Consider the following 17649-nt stretch of genomic DNA (forward strand, 5'->3'; position numbering starts at 1 on the left):
TGGTGCCGGTAGAGCCAGAGACACCACGCGCGCGCCTGCTTCAGGTGGCGCAGGCCTGCGGGGCCGAAGCGGTGCTGATCGCGGCCGATGCGGAAACGCTGGACGCCGCGACACGTGCCGATCTGGCCGCGCTCGATCTGCCGCTGCTAAGCGTGGATGTAGACGCGCGCCCCGAGGGTGAGGTCTGCGCGGCCCCGCGTGCGCCGCAGGACGTGGCCTATGTCATGTTCTCTTCCGGCACCCTCGGCCAGCCCAAGGGCATCCAGGTGACCTATGCCAATCTGCTGCATTTCGTGGATTGGTTGCCGGAGCTGCTGCCCGATGTCGGGCCGGCCGTGACCGGCACCATCCGCCATTGTTTTGACGTGTCGCTGTTCGAAATCTGGAGCGCCTGGGCGCGGCTGATCCCGATCACGGCGCTGGATCATGCGGATTTTGCCGATTCCACAGGCTATATCCGGCGCCTTGGCGCGGATCGGGTCGGCACCTGGGTGTCTACCCCCTCGATCATGCGGATGATGCTGAAGAACCGCCGCTTTACCGGCGCCGCGTTGCCTGACATGGCCTGCTTTGTCTTCTGTGGCGAGGCCCTGCCCAAACCGCTTGTGGCGGAGCTGTTCGCGCGCTTTCCGGGCGCGCGGGTGATCAATACCTACGGGCCGACGGAATGTACCGTTGCGGTGACCTCGGTCGAGATCACCGCAGCTCATCTGGCCTCCCCCGAGGCGCTGCCCATCGGCTACGCGCGCCCGGGCGTTCAGCTTGCCGCGCTGTCCAGTCGCGGCGGCGCGCGCGGCGAGATCGAGATCAGCGGCCGCAGCGTGGGGCCGGGCTATATCGGCCTGCCGGAAAAACAGGCCAAGGCCTTCCCGCGCCCGGAGCACTATCTGAGTGGCGATCTTGGCCAGGTGGATGCGCAGGGCCTGTGGTATTTCCATGGCCGGATGGATCGGGAGGTCAAGGTTCAGGGCATGCGCATTGATCTCAACGAGATCGAGGCTCACATCCGCCGCCAGCCCGGAATCGAAGATGTCATCGTCGAGCCCTATGTGCTGCGCGGCGAGCCGCGGGCGCTCAATGCCTATGTCATCGGGGCCGAGAGCGAGGCGGAGCTGGAAGCGCTTGCCCGCGATCTGGCGGTGGAATTGCCGTCCTATCTGGTGCCGCGTTTTTGGTACGCGGGGTTCGATGCCGGTCTCAATGCAAATTGCAAACTTGATCGCAGCCGGCTGGCCGGGGCTGCCGCGGCGGCGCGCTGCCGATTTGTTCATGTCCCGCCCCGCGTGGCCCAGCCGGCCTGACCCGTTTTTTCCCTTTTTGTTTCCGACAGGAGCCCGCCATGCGCGATATTGTTACTGAACTTCAACCGCCCGTCTTTGATGCCGCCAGCTCGATTTATGACGATATGGGCATTCTCAAGGTCGTCGAGGACGCGCGCCGTCGCGTCGGGGATCTGGTCTCGATCCGCACCACCCATGGCTATGACGCATTGCTGCTGGCCGATCTGCGCCACATCCGTCAATGGAAGAACAACCAGGGGCATTTTGCTCTGGAAACGCCGACCGAAGGCATTGAATCGCAATCCGATATCACCCGTGTGTTGAATGGCGACGCGTTGGAGCGGCCCGAAAATGCCGCCGTTTGGGATGCCACCCGCCAGGCGCTGAGCCGGATCAACCGCGCCTGGCCGGACCTCTCGCAGGAGGCGGCCCGCACAGCGAACCAGAACCTTTGCGCGGCAATGACCGATGCGGTTGAGGGCAGCGATCTGCGCCTGCTTTGTGCCCGTTGGTCGGTTGTGTCGGTCCTGCCCGCGATCTTTGGGCCGGTGGCCAGTGATGACGAGATGGTCGAGACCATCAATCTGGTGGAGCGCTTTTATTATGTGGTGAGCCGGGCCAACGGGCGCGAGGCAATCCAGCCGGAAGCGCATCCCGAATTTCGCGCCGCGCGCGCCGCCTTGGACGGGATGCTTTCGCGCGCGCTGGACCAGATGCAGCCGGACGATCGCAGCGTGGTGGCAGAGCTGGCCCGCAGCCTGCCCACCGCCCAGAACCGCGCCGAGCTGATCGACTGGATGCGCCCTGCGGTCTCCATGCTGTTGCTCGACAAGGTGATCGCCGAGGGCGCGGGGCTCTTGTGGGCCTTGGTTTCGCTGGCGCAGCACCCCGATCTGGCCACCGAAATGGCGCGCGAGATGGTCGGGCGTGACCCGCAGACCGCCGATTTCGACGAGACCCCATTGTGCCGCGCCTTCGTGATGGAGACACAGCGGCTCTATCCTGAACAGGCCGTGATCCATCGGTTCGCCAATCAGGATCTGGAGATTGACGGCTATCAGGTGCCCAAAGGTCAGGTGATCCTGTTTGCGCCTTGGCTGCTGCATCGCGATCCCCGCTACTGGGCAGAGCCGAAACGCTTTGATCCCACCCGTTTCATGGCGCCGCTGGAGGACAAGACCCGGTTCATTCCGTTTGGGGTGGGTGCTGCGACACTCAAGCGCAGCAAGGCCATGATGGAGGCCCTGTTGCCCGCGGTCCGTACCGTCTGCGCGGCGCGCGAACTGCGCCTGCACGACAGCTGCGCCAAGGGCAGCCTGCGCCCCTTCCTGCGCAATACGATCTCGCCGCGCGGACCGGTGCCTGCCTGCTTTGTCCCTCGTGCGCCGCTGGCGTCGAAATAGCTCTCATCCCTCTTGTTACATATTTGATAGATAAAGGAAAAACTTCATGGCACAGGATATGCTAGATGCAATTTCCAGTCAGATCCGCCGCACCCCGGAGGCGGCGGCATTGCAAACCGGAGGGCGGATCTATTCCTTTGGCGCCCTCGGGCGGCGCGTGCAGGGGATCTATGATGCGCTGGCAGAGACAGCGGGGCGCGGCCTGGTCCTGATCGCGGGCCACAAGGAGGCGGACGCGGTGGCGGCGATGCTGGCCTGCATGTTCCTGGGGCGGGCCTTTGCCTTTATCGACCGCTCCAACCCGCCGGGGCGAGCGGCGGATATCCTGCGGCTTTCCAAGGCGGATCTGGTGCTTACCGCCGGGAGCGGCACCGCCATTCCCGGCGCCCGCAGCCTGGCGCTGTCGCAGATCGCGGACCGGCCTTTTGACCTGCGCCCGGCGGCGGTGCCGGACAGCGATCTGCTCTATGTGGTGTTTACCTCCGGCAGCACCGGCACCCCCAAGGGCGTGCCTTGCGGACGGGGCAATTTTGCCGCCTTTGATGCCTGGTATCGCCAGATGCTTGCGGATCTGCCGGGGCAGGATCTCGCCCCGGCGCAGAGCGCGCATGTGAACCATGCCAGCCTCGCCTTTGATATGGGCATGCTGGATCTGTGGCCGGTGTTGGCGCTGGGGCGACCGGTGATCCTTCTGGACCATGGCGACAACGTGATCCCCCGGAACAACATCAAGGCGCTGACAAAGTCGGATCTGGTGCAGGCGCGGTCGTGGTTCTCCACCCCTTCGCTGTTGCAGATCATGGCGATGGATCCAAAGTTCAACGGCGACACGCTGCCCGCCATGCGCTGTTTCTTTGTCGGCGGAGAGATCGTCCCGCGTGAGTTGTTGCAGACCCTGGCCGCCCGTTTCCCACAGGCGGAGATCCGACATGCCTATGGGCCGACCGAAACCACATGTCTCAGCCATGTGCACAGTTTGACTGCGGCGGATCTTGCCGGGTCGGGGCTGCTGCCGCTGGGGCCTGCGCTTGGGGCCTTTGCGATGCGTATCCTGGATGAGGAGGACCGCGATGTTGCCCCGGGCGAGGTGGGCGAAGTGGTCCTGAGCGGACCCCAGGTGGTGCGTGGGTATCTGCCGGCGGATCACCCCGCCAACCGCGCCTTTGCCACCCTCGATGGGGTTGCCATCTATCGCACCGGCGATTTTGGCAAACGCGATGCCGATGGCAGTCTGACCCTGTTGGGACGGATCGACCGGCAGGTGAAATGGAACGGCAACCGAATCGAGCTCGATGAAATCGAGCGCGCGGCCTATCGCACCAAAGGGGTGCAAAAGGCGGCCTGTATCCCGATCAAGGAAGACAACCGCGTGGTCGATATCCTGCTTTTGGTACAGCCAGAGACAGGCGCGACCCTGACCACGCAGGCGGTGGCGGAGGTCCTGCTGGCGGCGCTTCCGGCCACGATGGTGCCGCGTGATATCCGAGTCGTGGCCAGCCTGCCGGTGACGGTGAATGGCAAGCTCGACAGCAAGGCCTTGCTAAAGACGCATCTGGCGCCGGTCGCCGAAACGGTCTGAGAGGCGCAAGACAGGTGCAGGATCGCGTTTTCGCCGCGTCCAAGATCCTGCACCTGTCCAATATTCCACGGAAAATCACAATAGGACGTTCTGAAACGCGTATTGGGTCGCGCCGCATCAACGCCCCGGCCCATGCTGGACCCGAAGTCACCCACCACGCAACAGAAAGGGAACCGACATGACCGACGATCAGGATCTCGAAACACGGCTGCGGTCCCTCAAGATCGACCGCACCGCCCCGGCGCCGGGCGCCAGAGCACAGCACCGCGGCGGCCGCGGTCGCTTGTTGAGCACAACGCTGGCGCTGGCGCTCATTGCCGGGCTTGGCGCCGTTGCCGGGGTGCCAGGCCTGCGCCAGCAGGTGCAGACGCTCTGGGCGGAACTTGCCCCGATGTCCGGGCAAGACGCGCGCAGCCTTGCCGCCGTGCAGCCCGCCAACCCGCCGACGCCCGCCGCGCCAACGACAACAGCCGTTGCCAATCGCTCCTCCACCGGAAGCGCGGCGCCGCAGGCCAGCGTCGCGGTCCCCGCGCCACGGGGCCAAAGCGTTGTCGGGTCTGGCTATGTGGTGGCGCCGCGATGGGTGGTGCTGCAATCACCGATCGGCGGCGAAATTACCCGCGTCGATGTGCAGATCGGGCAGCCGGTGCAAAAGAACCAGGAACTGGCCTGGCTCGACACTGGCGACGCAGAGCGCGCGCTGGCCACCGCCGAGGCCGATGTGGCGCTGGCGCGCAGCCAGGTGGCGCTGTCGCGGGCGGAGCTGGCCGCGGCCGAGGGCCCCATCTCGCGGATGCAAAAACTGGTCGAAAAAGGTGTGCTGGGGCAGGCGGAGCTGGCCGATGCCCGCCTCGATGCGGCGGTGCTTCAACAGACGGTGGTGGTGCGCACGCAGCAGCTGAGGGTGGCGCAGGTCACCGCCAGCCAGGCGCGCGCCAATCTGGAACGGCTGGTCATCCGCGCCCCCTTTGATGCGGTGGTGGTGGAACGCCACGCGGTGCCGGGCCTCTTGGTCGGATCCGCCGAGCAGGGCAGCGCCGAACCCGAAGGGTTGCTGACCTTGGTGGATATCAGAACGCTATTTGTCGATGTCGATGTTGCCGAGCGCAATATTTCCGCGATCACCCCCGGTCAGCCCGCCGAGGTACAGCTGGACGCCTGGCCGGATCGTCCCCTCACCGCCGAGGTCACCGCGATCAACCCGCGGGCCGCGCGCGAGAAGGGCACCATCACCGTGCGCCTGAAGCTCACCGATGCCGATCTCGACGGGGTGTTGCCCGAAATGGCGGCCAAGGTGCGATTTTCCGCCCCCTATTCCGTGTCCTCGATCTTGCCGTCCGAGATAGAGGGCACATCCCCCCAACCTTACAGAAGTGAATGACCCCATGCCCAATGACACAGATATTACCCTGACCCATGTCACCAAGAGCTATCCGCTCGGCAAATCCCGGATCCCCATCTTTCAGGATCTGACCATGACCATACCGGAAGGCGACTTTCTGGCGATCATGGGCCCGTCCGGCTCTGGGAAATCCACCATTCTGAACCTCATCGGCGGTATCGACACCGTGGACGAGGGGCAGGTGGCGGTGGGCCATACCGTGCTGACCGGCATGTCGGATGCGGCGTTGACCCAATGGCGGGCGGCGCATATCGGCTTTGTTTTCCAGTTCTACAACCTGATGCCGATGCTGAGCGCGGCGGAAAATGTCGAACTGCCGCTGCTCCTGACGCCGCTGTCGGCGCGGGCGCGGCAAGAACGCGTGCGCACCATCCTCGATATCGTTGGCCTTTCTGAACGGGCCGGCCATCTGCCCTCTGAACTCTCGGGCGGGCAACAGCAACGGGTGGGGATCGCCCGGGCCGTGGCGGCGGATCCCAAGATCCTGCTCTGTGACGAGCCCACCGGCGATCTGGATCGCACCTCCGCCGACGAGATCCTGGACCTGTTGCAGCTGCTCAATCGCAAGCTCGGCAAGACCATTGTGATGGTGACCCATGACGACAGTTCCTGCCGGGTGGCCAAGCGCACGCTGCATCTCGACAAGGGCAAATTCATCCAGCGCGAAGAGGAGTTGATGGTATGCAGGTAAGTTCAATCATGCTGGTGCGGCAGAACCTGACGCGCAAACGCGCGCGCAGCCTGCTGCTGGTGCTGTCGATCGGCATCGCCTTCTTTGTGTACGGGGTGCTGTCGAGTTTTCAGGCCGGGTTCGAAGGGAGCGAGGCCAAGGCCGAACGGCTGGTGGTGGTGTCAAAAATCGGCGGCAATGAAACGCTGCCGATCAGCGCGCTGGATCAGATCGCCCAATTGCCAGAGGTGGCGGCGGTCACACATATCACCCGGCTGCGGGCGCATCTTATCGGCAATGAACGCCAGATCATCGGTGCCAATGCGGTCGACCCGGACAGTTATGCCGCGGTCTATGGCGATACCTACAAGCTCGATCCGGCGCTGCTGGCGGCGCTGGCCGCGGATCGGACCGGAACCCTGGTCGGGCGCACCCTGGCCGAGCAACAGGGCTGGCAGGTCGGCGACCGGGTCACGCTCACCAGTTTTGTGCATGCAAATTCCGACGGGCGGAACTGGAGCTTTACCATCGCCGGTATCTTTGACGGGCGCGAGCCGACGGTGGATACCAATTTTTTGATCGTGCGCTCGGATTACTTCAACACTGCGCTACAGCGTGGGCGCAACCGGGTGAATATGTTCGGCATCAAGCCGGTTCCTGGGGCCGATCCGGCGGTGCTGGCCGAGACGATCGACACCGCCTTTGCCAATTCCGCCGCCCAGACCAAGACCCAGAACGAAACGGCCTTCCTCTCGGCCTTTCTTGAGCAATTTGCCAATGTTTCGCTGATTGTGCGGATGATCGTCTCGGTCGCCTTTGTCACCATCCTGCTGATCGTCGGCAATACGATGATCTTTGCCGTCCGCGAGCGCATGCAGGAAATTGGCGTGCTGAAGGTGCTTGGCTTTTCGGGGGCTCGCATCATGCGGATCGTGCTGGCGGAAACCATCGTTCTCTTTGCGGTGGGGCTGGCGCTGGGGCTGTTGCTGACCTCGGCGGTGATCCCGCTGTTGGGGCAGGCGCTGCGCAGCGTGGTGCCGGAACTCTATCTCACCACAAAAAGTATCTCGCTGGCCGGTCTTCTTGCTCTGGGGTTTGCCCTGCTGACCGGCTTTCTTCCCGCTCTCAACGCGCTGCGTCTGCCGATCGTAGCCGCCCTTAGACATAGGTGATCCCATGCCCGGTTTTTTCAAACAGTGTTCGGCCTTGTCGATGACAAATCTGCGCTCGCTCCATCGGCGCAAGCTGATTTCGCTCTCCATGGTGCTCTCGGTGACGCTGGTGGTGGTGGTACTGCTGGGCTTCTTGTCCATGGCCAACGGGTTCCGCAAAACGCTTGCGGCCACCGGGGCGGCGGATGTGGTGCTGGTCACCAGCCAGGGCTCCTTTAGCGAAACCACCAGTCGGCTGACGACAGAGCAGCTGCATCTGCTGCAAGAGGCCCCGGGCATCGCACGCGATGCCAAGGGGCGCCCGATGGTCTCGCCCGAGCTTCTGGTGCCGGTGGATGCGCGGCGTCAGTCCGATGGACAGGCCGCCCCGCTGTCACTGCGTGGCGTAGGGGCCGAGGCACTGGAACTGCGCCCCGCGCTTGCCATCTCCGAGGGGCGGATGTTCACCCCCGGCACGGGCGAGATCATCGTCGGTGCCCGCCTGGCCGCGCGGTATCAGTCGATGCAGATCGGCGACAGCATCACCTTTGGTCAGTCAAAATGGACCGTGGTTGGCCATTTCACCGCCGGTGGCAGCGTCTTTGACTCCGAAATGCTGGCGGATATTGGGCAGGTCCGCGCGCTGTTCAACCGCCAGGGCCAGGTGCAGAGCCTGCGTGTGCGGCTGGGCAACCCGGCGGATTTCGCGGCCTTCCAAACCTATGTGGAGGGGCTCGACATGGGGCTCAAGGCGGCAACGGAAAAGGACTATTACAGCGCGCAATCGCAGGATCTCAGCCGGATTATCCTCTTTATCGGCTGGCCCTTGGCGGTGGTGATGGCGATCGGGGCCGCAGTTGGGGCGATGACCACCATGTATAGTTCGGTCTCTGACCGGCTGGTGGAGATCGCAACCCAGCGCTCCATCGGCTTCAGCCGGAGTGCGGCCTTCGTCAGCACCCTGATCGAAGCGCTTGCGCTGACGGTCATGGGCTGCGCGATCGGCGTGTTGATCGCCTGGCTTGGGCTCGACGGCTGGAGCGCCTCGACCCGCAGCGGCGCCAGCACCCAGCTCAGCTTTGAATTGGCGCTGTCGGTGCCGATTATCGTCAATGCCGCGCTGTTGGCGCTCTGCGTCGGGCTCATCGGCGGAGGGTTGCCCGCCTTTCGCGCGACCCGGGTGCCGCTGCGCAGCGCCATGACCGGTCGCAGCACCTGACCACGCTCCGGCCCGCCGCCCCACTGGGCGGGCCGGTCCTCCGATTTGATCCCCTGTCTATTCCATGCCCTGCGAGGAGCCTTCTTGATGCAACTTTTGACCACCGCCCCGCCTTCCGCGATTTTCTCCGGCCCTGAGTACCTCAAGACGGTTATCGACCTTGCCCGCAAGAACGAGGCCGCGGGGGTGTCCGGCATGCTGATCTATACCGACAACAGCCTGATCGACCCCTGGACGGTGGCCCAGGCGGTGTTGGAGCAGACCCGGGATTTCGTTCCGCTGGTGGCGGTGCAGCCGGTCTATATGTCGCCCTATGCCGCGGCCTGTAAAATCTCGTCGCTGGCTTTTCTTTATGGCCGCAAGATTGCGCTCAATATGGTGGCGGGCGGATTTCGCCGCGATCTGGAGGCGCTTGGCGATCACACTGAACATGACCCGCGCTATGATCGCCTGGTGGAATATACCGTTATCCTTCAGGCCCTGCTGCGCGGCGAAAGCGTGACCTTTGAGGGGGAATACTACAGCGTTCGCAATCTCGGCCTTGCGCCGGCGCTGCCACCGGAGCTGATGCCGGATATCTATCTCTCCGGTGCCTCGGATGCCTGTATCACCGCCTGCGCCAGCCTTGGTGCGGTGCGCTTCAGCTACACCAAACCGCCCGCTGAAATGGAGGAGATGGCGCCTTTGCCGGGCACCGGGCAAATCGGGCTGCGGGTGGGGATCATCGCCCGCGACAGCGCGGCGGAAGCCTGGGACGACGCCCGCACGCGATTCCCCTCTGACCGGCGTGGTCAGCTGTCGCACAAAATGGCGCGGGCGACCTCGGATTCGATCTGGCACCGCGACATCTCCAAAATGGCGGAGGATCTGCACGAGGCGCGCGACGGGGCCTATTGGCTTTATCCGGTGATGAATTATCGCACCTTCTGCCCCTATCTGGTCGGCAGTCACGCCGAGGTGGCGTCCTATCTACATCGCTACCGGGCACTGGGATTTACCCATCTGATCCTTGATGTGCCCTCCAGCGAGGCGGACCTGCACCATGCGTTGACGGCGGCGCGTTTGGACCAGCGCGTGGTCGCGACAGCATGATGGGGGCGTCCATGTTCAAGCGAGACCTGTTTACCACCACGGAAGAGCATTTTCGCGCCGAGGTGGTTGATTTCCTCGATCAAGAGGTGGTGCCGCATCACGATGCCTGGGCTGCGGCAGGCCAGACTCCGCGCAAGATCTGGCAAAAGGCCGGGTCGGCGGGGCTGCTGTGCCGGACGGTGTCGCCGGACTATGGTGGACAGGGCGGCAGTTTTCTGGAGTCGGTGGTGCTGATCGAGGAGCTGGCCCGCCGTCGCATCAGCGGCTTTCTGGCCTGTTTGCAGGGCGATATCGTTGCGCCCTATCTTATGAAGCTTGCCAGCCCCGAACAAAAAGCGCGCTGGCTGCCCGGTTTTGTCAGCGGTGAAACCCTTGGGGCGATCGCGATGACCGAACCCGGCGGCGGCAGCGCGATTGACGCCATCGCAACCAATTGGCGGCGCCATTCCAACCGGTTGGTGCTGAACGGCACCAAGACCCATATCAGCAACGGGCGTTCGGCGGATCTGGTGATTGTTGCGGCGCGCAGCGCGACAGCGGCGTCACAGCCCGGCGACTCGCCGGAGCTCACGCTGGTGATGGTGGAGGCGGACCGCCCCGGCCTGAGCCGCAAACCCATCGCCAAGAGCGCCATGCCGGCGCTGGATACCGCTGAAATCGAGCTGGAGAATTGCCTGGTGCCGCAGGACAATATCCTCGGTCGCGAGGGGCGGGGGTTCTTCTATCTGATGAGCTTTCTCGGCATCGAGCGGCTGGTGCTGGCGATCTACGCCCAGGCGATGGCAGAGCAAATGCTGACAGAGCTGATCGAAGCCTGCGAAACACGGCGCGTCGGCGCACAGACCGTGCTCGATTTTCAGAACACCCGGTTCAATCTGGCGGAGCTATACAGCAGCTGCGCCGTCAATCGCGCCTTTGTGGATCAGGCGATCCGGGCTGCGACGGCGGGCAAGGCGGATCCGCGCACGGCTTGTATCGCCAAGCTGCGCTGTGCCGAGTTGTTGCGCAATGTGGCGCTCGCCGGGGTACAGCTGCGCGGTGCAGCGGGCGTGAGCGAGGCCAGCGGCGCGCGCGCGACGCAGGACCTGTTGGACAGCGCCTTGCAGTCGATCTGGGGCGGCACCAATGAGGTCATGCGCGATGTCATCGGGCGCAGCCTTGCAAGCGGCCTGTGAGGCGGGAATGAGCGGCGCGGCCATCCCGGTGGACCTTTGGTGCGCCCGGGTGCGCCCCTTGCCCCGCGAGGCGCAGGCGCTGTTGTCGCAGGCGGAACAGCAGCGTCTGGGGCAGATCCTCGGCACCGAGGAGCGCGCCGCCTATGTCTCGGCACATCTGCTGAAACGTCATGTGCTTGCACAGCATCTCAAGTGCTCCCCGGCGGCGGTGAGGTTGAAAACCGGCTGGAACGGCCGCCCGGAGCTTTGTGATGCGCGCGCCCTCTCGTTCAACCTAAGCCACTCTGGCGGCTATGTCGCGCTGGCGGTCTGCGCAGAGGCCCCGGTTGGCGTCGATATCGAACAGGTCCGGCCACGCCCCAGCGCCCGCAGGGTGGTGGAACGCCTGTTTGCGCCGGAAGAAAAGCGCCTGCTCCTGACGCTCGCCGAGGGCGAATTTGCCAGCGCGTTCTTGCGGCTGTGGACACTGAAGGAAGCCTTTATCAAAGCGACCGGCGAGGGGCTGGCGCGTTCGCTCAGCAGTTTTGCCATCGACTGGCGGCAACCGCGCCTGTTGCGTGGCGCCGCCCAGCCCTATGCCCTCGCCGGATTTAGCCTTGGCACCAGCTATTGCGGCAGCCTGGCCGCCGGCGGCGGATTGTCCATGACGCTGCGGAAAATGGATGCGACCGCGCTATTGAATAAATACACGTGAAACGATAGTAATGAGAGAGGTAAACAATCAGAAACCCAGTATTCTGGTATAAGTGTGTGTTTAAAATAAAGTCTTGGACAGAACAGCAAGCGACGCCTTGCACAGCTGGTCCCTTCGCGAATTGCACGCGTGGTGTCGCGGTTGTTTTCCTCCTGGACCTCTTTGAAGCGAGAGGGATGCCATGATTCTTTTCCCGTTGCCATTCCTGACCGCCTTCTTTCTGGTCGTTGTGCTGCTGCATCTTACCCATTACGTGGAACACGGTTTGCCGCGACTGGTGCTGTTGACGACAGCGGCATATGCCATTCACGCGGTGCTTATGGGGCTGCACTGGGGGTTCGATATTATCCCCGCCGCGATTGTCGCCTCCTTTGCGCTGGCCCTGCCGGCGCTGACCTGGCTGACCCTATACGAGCTGAGCGGCCAGCAGGCGCGGCATCTGCGGCTGAAGGTGGGATTTGGGATCGGCGCGGCGATCGCGCTTTTGAATGCCGCTTTTCTGGTCGGCTTCACCCCGATCGTCGATAGTCTCGGTATTCTGCTCTACACTGGTTTTGGCGGTCATCTTCTGTGGACCGGGCTGCGCGGTGATATTCAATGGCTGTCCAAACGGCCGCTTTATGCGGTGGTGTCGATGCAGCGCGCCTATGTGATCACTGGCGGGCTGCTGCTGATTTCGGCGGCGGTGGATGCCTCCGTGGCCGTGGACGTGAAGCTCAACAACAGCCAGATCTCTTCGGCGCTGGTGGCCTATTCCAATCTGACGCTGCTGTTCATTCTGATGGTAGTGTTTTTTCGTACCCGCTCGCGCCCGGCGGCGCAGACCGGTAAGCCCAGCATTCCCGCGCCGCCCTATGACCCGCGTCGCACCCCGCAAGCCGCAGCGCCCGCCGCGCATGATCCGGCGGAACCCGACGCCCAGCAGATCCTGGAGCGGCTGAATGCCGAAATGGATCAGAACCACCTTTATCGCAGCGAAAACCTATCACTGAGCCAGATCGCCAGCCGGATCCGCGCGCCGGCAAGACAGGTTTCAAGCGCCGTCAATTCGCTTTGCGCGATGAATGTGCCGCAGTATGTGAATACCTTTCGCATTCGGGATGCCTGCCGGATGCTGGAGGAAACTGATATTCCCATCACGGGGATCGTGTTCGAAGTCGGCTTTACCACCAAGTCAAATTTCAACCGCGAATTCCAGCGCGTAACCGGTCTGAGCCCAAGCGCCTGGCGGGAGAAGGCCCGGCAGCATGAGAGCGACACCGAGGCCGAGGGCGAAAAATCCGATTACCCATCGACGAAGGGAAAGGTCGCCTGATGCCAACAGGTCATCGTCGGGGGCAGAAGCCCCTCTGGCGGAATATCTAATAATTAACATAACATGCCTTATGGAGAGCTTGCGGCTTACTCCGAGCATGGTGTCGATTGAGTTGCGCCGCTTATCACGATGGAAGTCATATGTGACCGGCGTCTTGCGTTGGCATTGACGGACGGCTCTGCAACGCCCACGCCCGGGTGAGCGCAGGGAACGTGCAGCGCAATGGCTGGGTTAAACCCGGCCCCGAGACTTCGGGACCGGGCATTCGTTTACTCCCCGGCGGCGCGGTGTTCCAGGCGCAGCCCGCGGGCGGTGTTTTTGGCAAAGCCCGTCCAGTAGTTGTGCTCAGGGCCCGGCACGTCGTCCGTCATCGACCAGACACCGTCCTCTGCTGTTTCGACGAGGTCGAGATAGGGGGCCATCGCCTCCTCGCCTTTCACATGCAGGTCAAAGAAGGCCGTCGCGAAATGCTGCGCGATATTGTTCATGCGCGTGGTGTCCCAGACCGCGTCTGCGTAATGCTCAAAGGGCGCCCAGCCGAGCTTTTCCGACACCGTATAGCTGTTCGCCGGGGCGGGCATTGGCGCGGCGGCGTTATGGCCGGCGGAGTTGAAGGTCAGCAGCAGGCGATCCGTGCCGGTGGTCTCGGCAAAGATCTCGCGCAGGAAGGGATAGCCCGATACGGCATCGGCACTGCCGGCCATCAGCATGAGCGGCTTCTTGATCCCCGCCAGCCCTTCGGCGTCCCAGAAATCCCGGTTGCGGCCCCAGGGACCGATGGCGATTACCGCTTTGACGCGCGGATCCACCAGCTGAGCATGGCTCTCCGAACCGCTGGCGTGCTGGTTCAGCAGGCCGGCAGGCGGCACGTAGGCAGCAGGCTCGGTGCGGGTGACGGCGGTTTCGGACAGGCCGGCCCCGGCGAAGATCAGCGCACCGTAGCCGCCCATCGAATAGCCGATCACGCCGATCCGGCTGGTGTCGGTGATGGCGCCGATCTCGTTATCGAGCGCAGCCATGCTGTCGATCACGAAGCGTTGGTCCAGCGGTCGGTTCACCAACGTCGAGCCAAAGGCGGCCTTGTCAGAATAGGTGCTGTCGGTGTGATCGACTGCAACGGTGACATAGCCCTTGGAGGCCAGGTTCTCGCCAAGGTGGCTCAGCAGGTAGCGGTTGCCGGGGTAGCCGTGCGAAATCAGGATCATCGGAAAGCTGCCCTCGGCGGGGGCGGCATCACGCGCGGCGCGACCGGTGAGTGTCACCGGTGTCTCGCCATCGCGCAGAACGGTCTCGTAGGTGGTGCCGGCTTCGGTGCCCTCTGCGGCGGGATACCAGATCTCGACAGGCAAGGGGCGGTCATAGGTCGTCACTTCGGTGCCGCTGTTCAGCACGTCGGCCCGATCCTCATCGGTGAAGGTCATGCTGCGCACGCCGATCGGCCAATCGCCGAAGTCGGCGAGCTCGGGCGCATCGGGGCGCTGGATGTCTATGCGATTCTCGGCAGTGGCGGCCCCGGTCAGCAATGCGCTGGTGGCCAGACCGGCCAAAATCGTGGTCTTAAGTTTCATGCGTCTTCTCCGATCGCGTGACGATTGCAGGCAATGTCTACGCAGATGGAGATGACACAACAATGAATGCAGTAGCTTACGTTGTGTCACAGGGGCGCAGCCTGTGGTTTGCGCCCGCTTCGCGAGATAAAAGTTGCGCGGTAAAAACAGCGTCGAAAGTCGCTCGAACAGGTCGAGATCACGAGGCAAACGCGGGTCCGAGATGCGTCCTCGCCTTGGCGAGACAGTACGGTGGAAAACACCGTTCGGCGCGTGCGAGAGAATATCAGACCCGCCGGGTTCCGCCGACCGCTGTCAATGCCGGTTGGTCAGGGTCTGCGACGGGTATTCCCCATAGGCATCGCGGTAGGCGCGGGAGAAGCGTCCAACGTTGCCAAACGCGTATTGCAACGCGACTTCGGTCACGCTGGTTGCGCCTTCCGTGAGATCGCGCCGCGCTGCCGTCAGACGCTGTTGCAAGAGCCAGCGGCCTGGCGAAACGCCGCAGGCCTCGGCAAAATGCGCGCGAAGCGTTCGCTGTGAAATGCCTGCGGCCTGGGCCACCGCCTCGGTCGACAGCGGGTCCTTGAGATGCGCCATCATGTAGCGCTGCGCCACGCGCACTGATCGGGGCACCACGCGCCGCATATCCTTGTCCGGCTCCAAAGCGCCCTGGAGAAACAGATGCAGGAACGAGGCTTCCAGCGCTTGCGACACATTTGGCACCATGCCTCCGGCCTGGGCCAGATCCAACTCGCCACAGAGGAAATCGGTAAACCGCATCAGCATCGAAACCGCGCCATCCACCACCTGTGCCTGATGGGAAAAGGAGAGCCGCGCGTGATCCTGGCGCCGCGCCGCCAGCGCCTGTTTGAGCGTCTCTGCCGGAATGCCGATGGTCAGGTTTCGCTGGCCAGCCGACAGATGCAGATCGAAGGGTTCGCGCGGGTCCAGAATGACCAGATGTCCGCGCCCGGCCTCGCTGCGCTGACCGCCCTGAACGATTTGCGCCCGCCCTTCGAGCGGCACCATCATCAGAAACAGCGGTCTATCAACCCAGCCCACATGAACGTCGACATCCGCACCATAGCTCAGGGTGTTGAAGGACAGCGAGCCAAGCTGCGCATGCCGATGCACAAAGCGCAGGTCGGCATCATGCCGGGACTTGGAAATGAGATGCGCGCCAAAGTGCTGGGTGACATGTCGATGCGCCGCAGAGAGATCCTCAACGCAAACCGGTGGGAAATGACCCAGCAGGCCGGGCGAGTCCAACACTCCCGTGGCTCCGGCCGCCTCTCTTGACTGTCCCGGTCGCATTTGCGCAGCTCCAAGTTTCGCGGAAAAATCGGGCTTGTTCACCAAGGCGGGCGGCAAAACCCGCTGTTGTGTGACCGTCTAATTGCGTGAAGATTACCTTTTCTGCCGGATATGTCCATCCCCTGCCGAATTCGGCTTTCAGGGTCGCGTTGCGCTGCCAAGATCATTTCAAACACCAACAGGGAAAGCCCGGCGAAAGTTTCGAAACAGGAACAGCCGGCGGAGACAAACATGACCCAGGATCGGGCTCAGGCACCATTGCCGGATGGTGCAACCTTTGACTATGTCATATGCGGCGCGGGTTCGGCGGGCTGCGTTCTGGCGGCGCGGCTCAGCGAGGATCCCTCGGTTTCGGTGCTGCTGCTCGAAGCCGGTCACGGCGACACGCCGGATATGGTCTCGACACCGTTGCGCACCATCGAGATCTGGCACTCGGATTACGATGGGCAGTATGAGCCCGCCCCGCAGGCCCATGCCGGCAACCGCCGCATCTATTGGCCGCGCGGCAAGGTCCTGGGCGGCTCCTCGGCGATGAACGGCATGATTTATGTGCGCGGCACGCCACAGGATTACGACGCCTGGGCGTTGCAGGGCTGCCATGGCTGGGACTGGGACAGCCTGCGCCCGTATTTCCTGAAATCCGAAGACTTTGACAAAGGCGCGAACGCGCACCACGGCAGCGGTGGACCGCTCCATGTGACGACGCGCCATGCCCGTCACCCGCTGTATCCCGCCCTTATCGAAGCCGCCGGCCAGGCGGGGATCGCCTTCAACCCGGATTACAACGGCGCGCGGGTGGACGGGATCAGCTATATTCAATTCAACGCGCGCGACGGCAAACGCGCATCGAGCAATGCGGCCTTTCTTGACCCCGCGCGCAGCCGGGAGAACCTCTGCGTCGTCACGCAGGCCCGGGTGTCGCGTCTGGGGCTTGAGGACGGCCGCGTCGAGGCCGTGCATGTCGTCAGCCCCTCAGGCGAAAGCCATGTGAAAGTGAGGCGGGAGGCGGTTCTTTCCGCCGGAACGCTGGAAAGCCCGCGCATCCTGATGCTGTCGGGCATCGGTCCGGCTGCGCATCTCCGGGAGATGGCGATCGACGTGGCGATGGATCTGCCCGGCGTTGGTCAGAACCTGCACGATCACACGCTCCTGCCCATGACTTATGCCATGTCGGAAAAATACGAATTCCCGACGGACCCCTCGGTGCCGCCGATGCAGGTGCATATGTTCACCCGCTCGCGCGCCGACATCAAGGTGCCCGATCTGCAACCGCTGTTCTTTTGCGTTCCGGCCTATGCGCCGGGGCAAACCGGACCTGACCGCGCCGTGACCTTTCACGCCGCCGGGTTGCGCCCGACGAGCCGCGGCCAGATCCGCCTGACCGGCAAGGCGCTCTCGTACCCGCTCGCGCTCGACCCGAACCTGCTCGCGACCGAGTATGACGTGGCCGCGCTGGTTGCCTCCATGAAAGAGATCCGCACGATCACCGCGCAACCTGCGCTCGCCGCCTGGATCACCGGCGAAGTCTATCCCGGCCCCGACGTGACGGATGACGCGGCGCTTGCGGAGTATGCCCGCAGCGCGGTCGGCAGCTATCACCACCAGGTCGGCACCTGCGCGATGGGCCAGGGCGCGATGGCGGTTGTCGATCCGGATCTGCGGGTGCGCGGCATCAGGGGGCTGCGGGTCGCTGATGCCTCGATCATCCCGACAATCATGTCGGGCAATACCAACGCGCCCGCGATCATGATCGGCGAGAAATGTGCCGACATGATGCGCGCGTCCCCACACTGATACCCAACCCA

At 63.6% G+C, this 17649-nt stretch carries 14 protein-coding genes; 12 read left to right on the top strand and 2 right to left on the bottom strand.

Annotated elements, in window-relative coordinates:
* From HCZ87_RS09160 to HCZ87_RS09210, 11 genes are all read left to right on the top strand, one after another.
* On the top strand, positions 1–1301 hold a 1301-nt coding region (locus HCZ87_RS09160), incomplete at its 5' end, for an AMP-binding protein (RefSeq protein WP_167643451.1).
* A gap of 38 nt (positions 1302–1339) precedes the next feature.
* Complete coding sequence (locus tag HCZ87_RS09165; RefSeq protein WP_167643452.1) at positions 1340–2683, top strand: cytochrome P450; 1344 nt, start codon at positions 1340–1342, stop codon at positions 2681–2683.
* A 46-nt stretch (positions 2684–2729) separates the two neighbouring features.
* Positions 2730–4262, top strand: a complete 1533-nt coding sequence (locus HCZ87_RS09170) for an AMP-binding protein (RefSeq protein ID WP_167643453.1) — start codon at positions 2730–2732, stop codon at positions 4260–4262.
* Positions 4263–4440: 178 nt separating this feature from the next.
* On the top strand, positions 4441–5643 hold the full coding sequence (locus HCZ87_RS09175; protein WP_167643454.1) for an efflux RND transporter periplasmic adaptor subunit: 1203 nt from the start codon (positions 4441–4443) through the stop codon (positions 5641–5643).
* 4 nt (positions 5644–5647) lie between these two features.
* A complete protein-coding gene (locus HCZ87_RS09180; protein ID WP_167643455.1) occupies positions 5648–6355 on the top strand; it encodes an ABC transporter ATP-binding protein in 708 nt (235 codons plus the stop codon).
* Positions 6346–7506: an FtsX-like permease family protein gene (locus HCZ87_RS09185; RefSeq protein ID WP_167643456.1), complete on the top strand. Its 1161-nt coding sequence runs from the start codon at positions 6346–6348 to the stop codon at positions 7504–7506. The genes HCZ87_RS09180 and HCZ87_RS09185 overlap by 10 nt, the downstream gene beginning before the upstream one ends.
* Before the next feature lie 4 nt (positions 7507–7510).
* Positions 7511–8704 carry an ABC transporter permease gene (locus HCZ87_RS09190; protein ID WP_167643457.1) on the top strand — a complete coding sequence of 398 codons (1194 nt, stop codon included), beginning with the start codon at positions 7511–7513 and terminating at the stop codon, positions 8702–8704.
* An 87-nt stretch (positions 8705–8791) separates the two neighbouring features.
* Positions 8792–9796: an LLM class flavin-dependent oxidoreductase gene (locus HCZ87_RS09195; protein WP_167643458.1), complete on the top strand. Its 1005-nt coding sequence runs from the start codon at positions 8792–8794 to the stop codon at positions 9794–9796.
* 11 nt (positions 9797–9807) lie between these two features.
* Complete coding sequence (locus tag HCZ87_RS09200) at positions 9808–10971, top strand: acyl-CoA dehydrogenase family protein (RefSeq protein ID WP_167643459.1); 1164 nt, start codon at positions 9808–9810, stop codon at positions 10969–10971.
* Between the two features lie 7 nt (positions 10972–10978).
* A complete protein-coding gene (locus tag HCZ87_RS09205; protein ID WP_167643460.1) occupies positions 10979–11665 on the top strand; it encodes a 4'-phosphopantetheinyl transferase superfamily protein in 687 nt (228 codons plus the stop codon).
* Between the two features lie 181 nt (positions 11666–11846).
* Positions 11847–12980: an AraC family transcriptional regulator gene (locus HCZ87_RS09210; RefSeq protein WP_167643461.1), complete on the top strand. Its 1134-nt coding sequence runs from the start codon at positions 11847–11849 to the stop codon at positions 12978–12980.
* A gap of 269 nt (positions 12981–13249) precedes the next feature.
* Here the strand turns inward: HCZ87_RS09210 and HCZ87_RS09215 are convergent, their stop codons facing one another.
* A complete protein-coding gene (locus HCZ87_RS09215) occupies positions 13250–14548 on the bottom strand; it encodes an alpha/beta fold hydrolase (RefSeq protein WP_167643462.1) in 1299 nt (432 codons plus the stop codon).
* Between the two features lie 294 nt (positions 14549–14842).
* Entirely contained in the window at positions 14843–15802 is a 960-nt protein-coding gene (locus HCZ87_RS09220; protein ID WP_167643463.1) for an AraC family transcriptional regulator, read from the bottom strand.
* Between the two features lie 273 nt (positions 15803–16075).
* Here HCZ87_RS09220 and HCZ87_RS09225 point away from each other — a divergent pair, with 273 nt between their 5' ends.
* On the top strand, positions 16076–17638 hold the full coding sequence (locus tag HCZ87_RS09225; RefSeq protein WP_167643464.1) for a GMC family oxidoreductase: 1563 nt from the start codon (positions 16076–16078) through the stop codon (positions 17636–17638).
* Positions 17639–17649: the final 11 nt, after the last annotated feature.

Source organism: Phaeobacter sp. HF9A, from assembly GCF_011806385.1.
Lineage (GTDB): Bacteria > Pseudomonadota > Alphaproteobacteria > Rhodobacterales > Rhodobacteraceae > Epibacterium.